12 protein-coding genes are annotated in these 11074 nt (G+C 42.7%); 10 read left to right on the top strand and 2 right to left on the bottom strand.

Annotated elements, in window-relative coordinates; all coding sequences use genetic code 11:
- Positions 1–480 (bottom strand): DUF5715 family protein (locus DWZ03_RS16525; RefSeq protein WP_120130427.1); only part of this gene is annotated, 480 nt, incomplete at its 3' end.
- 120 nt (positions 481–600) lie between these two features.
- Between DWZ03_RS16525 and truA the strand changes: the two genes are divergently transcribed.
- The 4 genes from truA (at position 601) to DWZ03_RS16505 (ending at position 3460) form a co-directional block, all read left to right on the top strand.
- Positions 601–1353, top strand: a complete 753-nt coding sequence (truA, locus tag DWZ03_RS16520; protein WP_034523355.1) for a tRNA pseudouridine(38-40) synthase TruA — start codon at positions 601–603, stop codon at positions 1351–1353.
- Between the two features lie 69 nt (positions 1354–1422).
- A complete protein-coding gene (locus DWZ03_RS16515; protein WP_120130413.1) occupies positions 1423–2322 on the top strand; it encodes a DMT family transporter in 900 nt (299 codons plus the stop codon).
- Between the two features lie 11 nt (positions 2323–2333).
- The gene (locus DWZ03_RS16510; RefSeq protein WP_005835425.1) at positions 2334–2804 is read left to right on the top strand and encodes a GAF domain-containing protein; all 471 of its coding nucleotides are present in this window, start codon (positions 2334–2336) and stop codon (positions 2802–2804) included.
- Positions 2801–3460 (top strand): DUF3256 family protein, encoded by a 660-nt coding sequence (locus tag DWZ03_RS16505; RefSeq protein ID WP_035449988.1) that lies wholly within the window; start codon positions 2801–2803, stop codon positions 3458–3460. The genes DWZ03_RS16510 and DWZ03_RS16505 overlap by 4 nt, the downstream gene beginning before the upstream one ends.
- On the opposite strand, the gene DWZ03_RS16500 is transcribed toward DWZ03_RS16505, so the two are convergent.
- Positions 3447–4337 carry a YitT family protein gene (locus DWZ03_RS16500; RefSeq protein WP_005823655.1) on the bottom strand — a complete coding sequence of 297 codons (891 nt, stop codon included), beginning with the start codon at positions 4335–4337 and terminating at the stop codon, positions 3447–3449. The two genes, DWZ03_RS16505 and DWZ03_RS16500, sit on opposite strands and share 14 nt — an antisense overlap.
- Before the next feature lie 187 nt (positions 4338–4524).
- Between DWZ03_RS16500 and DWZ03_RS16495 the strand changes: the two genes are divergently transcribed.
- The 6 genes from DWZ03_RS16495 to DWZ03_RS16470 all read left to right on the top strand — a co-directional run bounded on the left by DWZ03_RS16495 (position 4525) and on the right by DWZ03_RS16470 (position 11060).
- A complete protein-coding gene (locus DWZ03_RS16495; RefSeq protein ID WP_016272606.1) occupies positions 4525–5409 on the top strand; it encodes an AraC family transcriptional regulator in 885 nt (294 codons plus the stop codon).
- Positions 5410–5591: 182 nt separating this feature from the next.
- Positions 5592–6155 (top strand): glucose-6-phosphate isomerase family protein, encoded by a 564-nt coding sequence (locus DWZ03_RS16490; RefSeq protein WP_009037083.1) that lies wholly within the window; start codon positions 5592–5594, stop codon positions 6153–6155.
- On the top strand, positions 6152–7111 hold the full coding sequence (locus DWZ03_RS16485) for an ROK family protein (RefSeq protein ID WP_005823650.1): 960 nt from the start codon (positions 6152–6154) through the stop codon (positions 7109–7111). The genes DWZ03_RS16490 and DWZ03_RS16485 overlap by 4 nt, the downstream gene beginning before the upstream one ends.
- Positions 7095–8858, top strand: a complete 1764-nt coding sequence (locus DWZ03_RS16480; protein WP_016272607.1) for a class I mannose-6-phosphate isomerase — start codon at positions 7095–7097, stop codon at positions 8856–8858. The genes DWZ03_RS16485 and DWZ03_RS16480 overlap by 17 nt, the downstream gene beginning before the upstream one ends.
- Entirely contained in the window at positions 8851–9636 is a 786-nt protein-coding gene (locus DWZ03_RS16475) for a glucose-6-phosphate isomerase family protein (protein ID WP_005823648.1), read from the top strand. Before DWZ03_RS16480 ends, DWZ03_RS16475 begins: the two co-directional genes overlap by 8 nt.
- A 14-nt stretch (positions 9637–9650) precedes the next feature.
- Positions 9651–11060 (top strand): sugar porter family MFS transporter, encoded by a 1410-nt coding sequence (locus tag DWZ03_RS16470; protein ID WP_016272608.1) that lies wholly within the window; start codon positions 9651–9653, stop codon positions 11058–11060.
- Positions 11061–11074: the final 14 nt, after the last annotated feature.

Below are 11074 nucleotides of genomic sequence, written 5' to 3'. Positions count from 1 at the left end.
ATGTGCCGAGTTTGGAGAAGCATTGCCGTTACGGCGGCGCAGGCGTTTTACGTCGTCTTGGGTGCGGAGTACGGAAGTCACAATTATCTTGTTTGGATTCAGCCCCTTGGCGGTCAGTGAATCAAGGAAGTTGTGTCCGATGGTGTCCAGCAGGCTGGCGGCGCCCGGAATGAGATAAGGGATGGAATGCGTCAGTGAATCCACGGCATAGAGCTCGTTCGTCGTGATAGGTTGCAGTTGCTCCTTCATCTTTTCTGCTTCCTCGCGGGAGGAAAGCGCACGTATGCCGATGGCTTGGGCTACATTGAGATGTTTCTCGTTCAAGTCTCCGAAAGAACGTTTGTAGCTGACAACGCCCCGAATGTTGCGCGGTTCGTTCAACTTGAGCGACATGTCCTTCTTCTTACAGCCGGCAAAGGTGAATGTTGCGGCAGCTGCGACAATTATCAGTATAGGTAGGATTCTGGAAGAATATCTCATCTTATAAATGTACTATGTCTGTGAAAAATCTGCGTTAATCTGTGTAATCTGTGGTGAAAACCTTGCAAAGATAATTCAAACCTTCTTAAGTTTGCACTATCTTTGCACACAAAAAAGACCGTGCAACGATATTTTATATACCTGGCTTATGATGGCACCGCTTATCACGGCTGGCAAATCCAGCCGAATGGAGCGAGTGTGCAGGAGTGTTTGATGAAGGCGCTGAGTACCTTGCTGCGTCGCGAGGTGGAAGTCGTGGGAGCGGGGCGTACCGATGCCGGGGTGCATGCCTCACTGATGGTAGCTCACTTTGACAGTGATTCTCCTCTGGACACTGTTTTTATGACGGATAAGCTGAATCGTCTGCTTCCTCCCGATATTTCCGTATACCGCTTGCGGGCCGTGAAGCCCGATGCACATGCCCGCTTTGATGCTACGGCGCGGATGTATAAGTATTACGTCACTACTGCCAAGATGCCTTTCAATCGTCAATACCGTTGCCGTCTGTTCCAAACACCGGACTTTGAACGGATGAATGAGGCTGCCCAAACCTTGTTTGACTATACGGACTTTACCAGCTTCAGCAAACTTCATACGGATGTCAAAACCAATAATTGCAAGATTATGCATGCCGCCTGGACCCGGGTAGACGATGTGACCTGGGTGTTCACCATCCAGGCCGACCGGTTCCTGCGGAACATGGTACGCGCCATTGTCGGTACTTTGCTCGAAGTGGGTCGCGGAAAACTTTCTGTTGAGGGTTTCCGACGCGTCATCGAACAGAAGGACCGTTGTCAGGCAGGAACCTCCGTTCCCGGAAATGCATTGTTTCTAGTGGATGTAGCCTATCCGGAAACTACTTTTTTAGAATAAAAGAGGGATGCACTACAAAAACGTACCCCCCTCCTTTTAATTTTTAATTCTTAATTTTTAATTAACTCTATGTGGTTATTGCTTGCTTTCCTCTCTGCTGCCTTATTGGGATTTTACGATGTCTTCAAGAAGAAGTCGCTTCGTGACAATGCCGTACTGCCGGTACTTTTCCTGAACACGCTGTTCTCGAGCCTGATACTTCTTCCTTTCATTCTGGTATCTGCCTTTGCGCCGTCGGTGTTGGGAGGTACGATGTTTGATGTTCCCGTGGTGGAGTGGGAGGTGCATAAGTTTATTGTTGTCAAGTCGTTTATCGTGCTCTCTTCCTGGATATTCGGTTATTTCGGGATGAAGCATCTGCCGCTGACCATCGTGGGACCGATTAATGCGACGCGCCCCGTGATGGTGCTTGTAGGTGCCATGCTTGTGTTTGGCGAACGCTTGAACCTTTATCAATGGATTGGCGTGATGCTTGCCATAGTATCCTTTTTCATGCTGAGCCGTTCGGGCAAGAAGGAGGGAATCGACTTCAAGCATAACAAATGGATTCTTTTCATCGTGCTGGCTGCCGTTGCTGGAGCTGTCAGTGGGCTGTATGACAAATATCTGATGAAGCAGCTCAATCCGATGCTGGTGCAGTCGTGGTATAATGTCTACCAAGTCTTTATCATGTGCCCCATTATCTTGCTGTTGTGGTACCCCAAGCGAAAAGAAAGTACCCCGTTTCGTTGGGACTGGACCATTATCTGTATCTCCATTTTCCTTTGTGCGGCAGACTTTGTCTATTTTTATGCCCTGAGCTATGAGGACTCCATGATTTCCATCGTTTCGATGGTGCGTCGTGGAAGCGTTGTTGTTTCCTTCCTTTTCGGTGCGCTTTTCTTCCGTGAAAAGAATTTAAAAAGCAAGGCTGTCGACCTCATTTTGGTGTTGATTGGAATGTTCTTCCTATATTTGGGGAGTAAATAAACAAGAGATATATGGCAGAAGACCTATATATAAATGCTGGTAGCAAGACAGAGAAATATCGCGCTTTGCTTCCTCAACTGAAAAATCTGCTGGCAGGTGAAGATGACTTGATAGCCAATCTGGCGAATGTTTCGGCGGCGCTGAAAGAGACTTTCCATTTCTTTTGGGTAGGCTTCTATTTGGTGAAGGGTGAAGAATTGGTGTTAGGACCTTTCCAGGGACCGATAGCTTGTACGCGCATCAGGAAAGGCCGTGGTGTTTGCGGCACGGCATGGGATAAAGACGAGACGTTGGTTGTGCCCGATGTGGATGCATTTCCCGGACATATAGCCTGCAGCTCGCTGTCGCGTTCGGAGATCGTGGTTCCGCTGAAGCGTGAGGACGGTGAAGTGTGGGGAGTATTGGATATTGACAGTGACGATTTGGGCGGTTTTGATGAAACAGATGCCCGTTTCCTTGAAGAAATGATTAAAATGTTATGATAAGAAAACTGAGTGCTTTTTTGATTTTGGCTTTCATCGGATGGGGGTATTTGCAGGCCCAGGAAGCCAAGACGTGTTTTAAGAATATGCCGGATTCTATATGTCCGTTGCTTAGTGCCGTGAACCGTGCGGATTTTATAGACTTTCTGGAAAGTAAGATGAAAGCTGAGGTGACCAACAGCTTTGGTGGTAAATCGGAAATGACGGAACTTGCCCCGGATTATATACATGTGAAGATGACTCCCCAGAGCTCGTGGCAGATGAAGCTCTTGCCTGTCAACGACAGCACGAAAGTGGTTTGTGTGGTATCTACGGTTTGTGCTCCGGCTTGCGACAGCCATGTCAAGTTCTATACGACAGACTGGAAGGAGCTGGTTGCTTCGTCCTACCTGCCGGCATTGCCCGTTCTGGATGATTTTATCGCTGAGGCCGCGGATACGGTGGATGTCTATGAGTATCAGGATGCCCGTCGCCAGGCCGACATGCTGCTGATGAAAGCGGACCTTTCTGCGAAGGATGCCACGTTGGCATTCACTTTTACCACGACCGATTACATGGGTAAAGAAGCGGCGGAGAAACTGAAACCGTTTGTCCGCCGTCCTATTGTTTATACTTGGAATCAAGGGAAGTTCGAGAAATCCTCTACTTCACTTTGATTCTGTCGAATCCCTCTCCATAGACTCCGATGACTGCACTTTGTGATACAAAGGCATTGGGGTCTATGTCTTTTATGAGCCGGAAAATGATGGTGGACTCCCGCTTCTTGGCCAGCACGAACAGCATTTTTATCTCTTTTCCCGTATAGAAGCCCGAGGCGTTGATGACCGTTGCACCTCTGTGAGGATATACCTGGATGTGCTTGGCTATCTCCTCATATTTATCGCTGATAATAAAGAATTGTACGGACTGGCGGGCACTGTTCACCACTTGGTCGAGCACGAAGCTGCATATGTATAGAGTAACGTAGCCATACACCACCTTTTCCCAATCTTTTAGAACAAAGTAACTGGACGAGATGATGATAAGGTCACATATCAACATGACTCTGCCCAGCGTGATGTCGCGGTACTTGTTGATTACGGCGGCAATGATGTCCGTGCCGCCAGTACTGCCGTTGTTGGAAAAGGCGATGCCGATGCCGCTACCGCAGAAGGAGGCACCGATGACACAAGCCATGAAAGGCTGGTCGTGCAGGAGGACAACACCCTCGGTCAGTTTCTGGATAATGGAAAGGAAAAAGGTCAGGGTGAATACGGCAAAGATTGTCTTTACGCTGAACTTCCATCCCAACACACGTAGGGCAAGCAATAGAAGCAGAAAATTGATGGCGAAGTACGTATATTGGACGGGAAATCCAGTGGCAAAATATACGATGGATGCAATGCCCGGTACGCCACCGGTAGTAATATCGTTGGGAAGCAGGAAGACTGTCCAGCCGATACCATATAAGACCATACCCAGGGCAATCATCAGATAATCCCGCAGTTCGCGCATGGTGTTCTGTCGGGAGGGAACATTTACTATTGTTTTCATTATAATTTTATGTGGTTGTGAAAATGCGGGGACAAAGATACAAAAGATATCATTTGTTTGTTTGAGTATAAGATTGATATTTATATTTTGATGTTACTATGAGTTTTAACATACAATAGCTTGCTTTGATAAAATAATTATCTATATTCGCTTTTATAATTAACGGTGATTATTGACTTAGATGACTATGAAACCACTTTACCAAGATCTGCCATTCCCAATAGACAGTCATATACATTATTATATAGAAGACTTGCCGCACTTCATTGTACCTTGGCATTATCATCCGGCCATAGAGATAATGTATATAACTAGAGGTATAGGAACTCGTTTTGTCGGGGATTGCATAGAACAGTATGAGGAGGGGGATGTATGTATGATTGGCCCTAATCTCCCTCATGAATGGCGTAATGATGATGCTTATTTTGATAAGGAGTCTGGTTTGCGTGCTACGTGTATCTGTCTGTTCTTTAAACGTGAGATATTTGATCCGAATTTTATCAGATTACCAGAAATGAATAATATTCGTGATTTGATAGAGAGATCACGGCGTGGACTGAAGTTTACCGGAAATTCGAAATTAGAGATAACCCGGTTTATAAGGAGTTCGGTGAATGATGTAGGGGTTCGGAAGGTAACGAATCTTTTAACACTTCTTGAGCTGATGGCCACATCGACTGAGTATGAGTTACTGGCCTCAGTGGGATTTACGAATTCTGTAAATTCAGAAGATTTTGAGAGATTTAATAAGGTATACAAGTTTCTCGTCAAGAACTTTGCGACTTCCATTAGGTTGGAAGAAGTTTCGACTTTGGTTGGATTGACCCCGACAGCTTTTTGCCGTTATTTCAAGGAGAGGACCAAGAAAACCTTTGTAGAATATCTGAACGAAATGCGTATCGGTTATTCGAAAAAACTATTACTGGAAAACAAAATGAAGATTTCTACTATCAGTGGGGAAGTCGGATTCCCTAACTTATCTAATTTTATATCCCAATTTAAAAAAGTGACAGGAATGTCCCCGTCGCAGTTCCAAAAGCAGTTTGGAGTAAAGGCTAAACAAGCCATTTGATTCTACTATTTTATCATTGAATATTTGGTGGTTAGAGCCTTGGTTTTCTACTTTTTTTGCAAGGTTTTATCCATTTGCTGCGAATAATGGTAAAATACCATAATTATCGGAAAATATAGAGGAAAGAGCGAGTTCCATATCAGCGTACTTTTGCAATATAAGATTTTAAAAGTATGATGCTGATGAATGATAAGAGAACAAATGAGTCGCCTTTGCTCTTTATAAAGGATTCTTTGATCGGTGAAAATGTGAAGAGGAGTTTGAAGACTTTGGCTGATTTACGAGGTGTTTTTCATAATTGTGAGGCTTATGAACAGATGTCTCCTGATACTTTATTGTATGAGGTGACTTGTCATCTGCCGGTTGAAGAAGGAACGCCAGGGGGACTCTATTTCGGAATCACGAGAATTTATCCAGGTAAGGTTGGTGATGAGTATTTCATGACCAAAGGACATTTTCATGCCAATATGAATCGTGGGGAGTACTATTGGGGAGTGGAAGGTGAAGGCAGATTGATTATGATGGATCAGAACCGAAGGGTTTGGAGTGAGCGGATGTTTCCGGGTAGTCTTCATTATATACCTGGAGGGGTGGCCCATCGTGTGGCAAATATAGGATATTCTGTTCTGTCATTCGCTGCTTGTTGGCCTTCGGACGCAGGACATGATTATCAAGTGATTTTGGAGAACGGGTTTTCTGCATCTTTACAGTGTGTGAATGGCAATCCCCAATTGATAGAAATATGAATATGAAGTATATCATAGCTGTAGATTTGGGAGGAACCATTACAAAAGTCGGTCTCTTACGCAATGGAGAACTGGTAGACTATGTAAAAATGCCTTCTCGTCAAGATTTGGATATGACAGCAAGTTTGCCGGAGATTGAAAATGCAATTGATTTCCTGCTAAATTCAAATGGTGTGAAGCGCCTCTTTGGAGTGGGTATAGCTTTTCCAGGGCTAGTAAATAATAAAAAAAGCATTATTATATCTACGAATGAAAAATATGATGATGGAGTGGAGCTTGATTTGGATAGATGGGCGGATGAACATTGGGGAGCCCCCTTTTACATTGATAATGACGCACGGCTTGCAGCAATTGGAGAATGGCAATATGGGAGCGGCAGAGGATATGATAGCGTTGTTATGATGACTATTGGTACGGGCATAGGATCGGGAGTCATTATGAATGGTGAGGTAATGTATGGAAAGCACTTTCAAGCAGGTTCGTTGGGTGGCCATTTTGTAGTAGACTACAAAGGAAGGTTATGCTCTTGTGGAAACAAGGGGTGTGTGGAGGCTTTGTCCTCTTCATTCTTCCTTCATAAAATTATAAAGGATCATGCTTGCCTGTCTCCTTCGTTTAAAATGTCATCTCAGAATTATGATTTTAAAGAAATCTTCCAATTGGCGGAACAAGGAAATAGAGACGCGTTATTGGTACGAAATGAATGCATTGAAATATGGGGAGCTGCTGTTATAAATTTTATTCATGCTTATGATCCTGAAGTGGTGATACTTGGAGGGGGAATCATGAATAGCCATAAAGTGATAGTGCCTTATATCGAGGAACGGGTGTCAAAGTTTGCCTGGACTCCGAGTGCAAAAGTATCTGTGGTAGTTTCTAGCTTGGGAGATTATGCAGCTTTGTATGGTTTGGAATATTGTTTAAGAAAAAAGATAAAAGATGAAGTATTCTGCTAATTACGATAAATATCCTTTTGTGCAGGTGTCCTATAATTCGGATGACTGTATTTCCGGTTGGTTTGCCATTACCGATAGTATCAGTGAACGTTTGAAGGTACTGGAGAAGCCGTTGAAAGTGGTTGCGATTGAGTGCTATCAAGGAGTGTTTGAGAATGATATACGTAATGCTTTTGCCGGTAGGTTCAATAATGCTTTATTTGTTCATACAGATAGTGCGATGTTGCCGGAAGAGAAAATCAATGATTTTTTCTATCCTGATATTACCGATGATGAATTATTCGGCTATCTGACCCGGTATACAATGGAATGTTTTTTTGATTTCGATAAAGTTACTGGTATCCGGCAACAGATAGAAGATTTGCAGTCTGGTATTGTAATAGTCTATGGGGTTGGTGCGGCCTATCTTTGTGAACATCCTGATTTGTTGATTTATGCCGATATGGCAAGATGGGAGATACAGTCCAGATTCCGTAAAAATGAAATATCAAATATAGGTGTCAACAATAAAGAAGAACGAACCTCCTTGCAGTATAAAAGAGCTTTTTTCGTAGATTGGAGAATATGCGATAGGCACAAAAAGATGCTGATGGCAAAGGTGGATTATGTTTTGGATACGAACCGGCGCAATCATCCTAAGATGATTACAGGCAAAGCGATGTTTGAGGGATTGGAGAAAGCGGTAAATGGTCCGTTTCGTGTAGTTCCCTTTTTTGATCCGGGGCCTTGGGGAGGACAGTGGATGAAAGATGTTTGCGATTTAGAACGGACGATGCCTAATTATGCTTGGTGTTTTGACTGTGTACCTGAAGAAAACAGTCTGTTGTTGGCCTTTGGGGATGAGAAAGTGGAAATACCGTCAATTGATTTGATTTTTGCTTATCCCCGACAGTTATTGGGTGATGCTGTGTATGGCAGGTTTGGTGATGAGTTTCCAATACGGTTTGACTTTCTTGATACGATAGAAGGCGGCAATCTAAGCTTACAAGTTCATCCTTTGACTGAATATATACAACAGAAATTTGGGATGCATTATACGCAGGATGAGAGCTACTATATTTTGGATGCTAAGGAGGGGGCAACTGTATATTTGGGTTTGAAGGATAATATTAAACCGGAGGAGATGCTTGATGAATTGGAAAAATCGCAAAGGACTGGTGAATTTGAAGTGGAGAAGTATGTAGGTATTTATCCGGCAAAGAAGCATGATCATTTTTTAATTCCGGCTGGTACGGTACATTGTTCGGGAAGGAATAGCATGGTACTTGAGATTAGTGCAACCCCATACATCTTTACATTTAAGTTGTGGGATTGGGGACGGATGGGACTGGATGGCAGACCGCGTCCGATTAATATAGCTCATGGGGCTAATGTGATACAATGGAATAGAACGGAGTCTTGGGTGAAAGAAGAACTGATAAACAAGGTCTCTGTTATTGGTGAAGGAGATTCTTGGCGTGAAGAAAAGACGGGACTTCATGAATGGGAATTTATAGAAACAAGAAGACATTGGTTCACGGACAAAGTTTTGCATAAGAATGAGTCGGGTGTTAATGTTCTGAATCTGATTGAGGGACGTTCGGTGATAGTGGAAAGTCCTATAGGACAATTTTCTCCGTTTGTTGTCCATTATGCGGAAACTTTTATTATTCCTGCTGCCATAAAGGAATATACAATAAAACCTTATGGGGAGTCTGAAGGAATGGAATGTGGAACAATTAAAGCTTTTGTAAGACATCATGCATAAAGATAATTTTGATAAGGGGATTGATATAGGGATAACAGAAAATCCGTTAGGTTTTATTTATGGTAAGGACGTTTTTGGCCCGACAGTAGAAAACCGGTGGTTGGATGATATCCGGTCTAGTTTGTTGGATCCGAAATGTGAAGGACCGGATATTGTCTATTCTATAGCTATGGATGTGGGTAAGACTGTTCATAAAGCGCTTTTGCAAAAACAGCATTTGCTTTTTGGAGTAGTGGCTTATGCCAAAGGAAGTTTGGGAATGGAACCCATTCGCAGTCAGGGACATATTCATAAGGTCTCACCTTTTAGTCAATGGTCCACTCCAGAGGTTTATGAGATATGGAATGGAGAGGCGGTCATTTACATGCAAGAGTCGGCTACAGATGAACCGGGGAGGTGTTATGCTGTTTATGCACAGCCTGGCGATGTGGTGGTGGTCCCTCCATATTGGGTACATGCTACCATTAGTACGAATGCAGATGAATCTCTTGTGTTTGGTGCATGGTGTGACCGTGAATATGGTTTTGAATATGCTGAGATTCGTCGTCATAAAGGTATTGCATGGTATCCTGTTTTTGAGGGTGATGGATTGAAGTGGATCAGAAATACAAACTATCATTTTTCGGAACTGGTAAGAAAGGCTCCAAGAGAGTATCATGATTTAGGTATTGGGAAAGGTAAATCCATTTATAAAATTTTTGAAGATGCTCCGGATACTTTCTTATATGTTCCGAATCCGTCAGTGAAAAAGGAAGTTTGGATAAGTTTTGAACCCTAAAATATAAGTTTAATATGAAAAACAGACATATAATATTTTTAATAGCTACAGTTGTAGCAACAGGAGGATTGCTTTTCGGCTTTGATACTGGGGTAATTTCAGGAGCGATTCCATTTCTTCAGTCAGATTGGGGAATAGATAATAATGATGTTGAATGGATTACGGCGGCTGGTTTGTTGGGAGCTATGTTGGGGGCTGTATGTTGTGGGCGTTTATCTGATATATTTGGAAGAAGAAAAATCATATTGGTTTCTGCTGTGATATTTGCAGTGGGAGCGTTATGGTCAGGACTGGCAACGGATTTGACGAGCTTGGTTTTTTCTCGTCTGTTTCTTGGTATAGCTATAGGTGTGGCATCATTTACTGTTCCATTGTATATAGCAGAAATTGCTCCAGCTAAATCTAGGGGACGTCTGGTTTCAATGTTTCAGTTAATGGTTACAATAGGTATTTTACTTTCATACATGTCAGATACCTTTTGGGCTGATGAAAACAAGTTGGATTGTTGGAGATGGATGTTTTGGGCAGGTGTCGTACCGGCTTTGGTATTACTGGTAGGTATGTGTTTTGTGCCTGAAACACCTCGGTGGCTGTTGAGTAAAGGACGGTTGAAAGAATGTAGGAAAGTGTTGCAGAAAATAGAACCGGAAAATACAGTAAATGATTTAATTGGACAAATGGAGGTGGAAATAGAGAAAGATAGGAATAGTGCGGTAGGATGGCGATATTTGATGCAGCCTTGGTTGAGAACTCCTCTAATGATTGCTGTTTGTATTATGTTTTTTCAACAGTTTGTAGGTATTAACACAGTTATTTATTATAGTCCGAAGATTTTCCTGATGGCAGGATTTGAAAGTACACTCTCTGCTATTTGGGCTTCTGTAGGTATTGGAATTGTAAATGTTGTATTTACAGTGATTTCTCTTTATTTAGTGGATAGAATCGGACGACGAAAGTTGTATTTTATTGGTCTGTCAGGAATTGCCTTTTCTGTTTTGTGCCTTAGTGCTTGTTTTATTTATGCTAATCAGTTGGGCGAAATCGGAAGGTGGTTAATGGTCATTTTTATGTTTGGATATGTTGCATTTTTTGCAATTAGTATTGGACCTTTGGGATGGTTGGTCATTTCCGAGATATTTCCGCAGAAAGTACGGGGATTGGGGACTTCGATAGGTTCATTGGCTGTATGGATATTTAATTGCATTGTCTCCTTTACTTTCTTTAAGATTATAGATTTTTTTTCTATACCAGGTACCGAAATTGTTGTTGGACAAACGACTTCTGAGAATCCGGCAGGTGCATTTTTTCTTTATGGATTTATTGCCGTGTTGGGTTTGGTATGGGGGTATTTATTCTTGCCGGAGACAAAAGGGTTATCATTGGAGGAGATTGAACAGAAATGGAGAAAAAATAGAGAATGTTGAAGGAATAAATCATT

It is taken from the genome of Bacteroides sp. AF29-11, assembly GCF_003602895.1.
Classification (GTDB): Bacteria; Bacteroidota; Bacteroidia; order Bacteroidales; family Bacteroidaceae; genus Bacteroides; species Bacteroides uniformis.
This window is presented reverse-complemented; position numbering and strand designations above follow the sequence as displayed.

Coding starts and splice junctions, on each gene's coding strand:
- DWZ03_RS16515 (WP_120130413.1), top strand. CDS start 1,423: ATGTGGTTATTGCTTGCTTTCCTCTCTGCTGCCTTATTGGGATTTTAC.
- DWZ03_RS16510 (WP_005835425.1), top strand. CDS start 2,334: ATGGCAGAAGACCTATATATAAATGCTGGTAGCAAGACAGAGAAATAT.
- DWZ03_RS16505 (WP_035449988.1), top strand. CDS start 2,801: ATGATAAGAAAACTGAGTGCTTTTTTGATTTTGGCTTTCATCGGATGG.
- DWZ03_RS16500 (WP_005823655.1), bottom strand. CDS start 4,337: ATGAAAACAATAGTAAATGTTCCCTCCCGACAGAACACCATGCGCGAA.
- DWZ03_RS16495 (WP_016272606.1), top strand. CDS start 4,525: ATGAAACCACTTTACCAAGATCTGCCATTCCCAATAGACAGTCATATA.
- DWZ03_RS16490 (WP_009037083.1), top strand. CDS start 5,592: ATGAATGATAAGAGAACAAATGAGTCGCCTTTGCTCTTTATAAAGGAT.
- DWZ03_RS16485 (WP_005823650.1), top strand. CDS start 6,152: ATGAATATGAAGTATATCATAGCTGTAGATTTGGGAGGAACCATTACA.
- DWZ03_RS16480 (WP_016272607.1), top strand. CDS start 7,095: ATGAAGTATTCTGCTAATTACGATAAATATCCTTTTGTGCAGGTGTCC.
- DWZ03_RS16475 (WP_005823648.1), top strand. CDS start 8,851: ATGCATAAAGATAATTTTGATAAGGGGATTGATATAGGGATAACAGAA.
- DWZ03_RS16470 (WP_016272608.1), top strand. CDS start 9,651: ATGAAAAACAGACATATAATATTTTTAATAGCTACAGTTGTAGCAACA.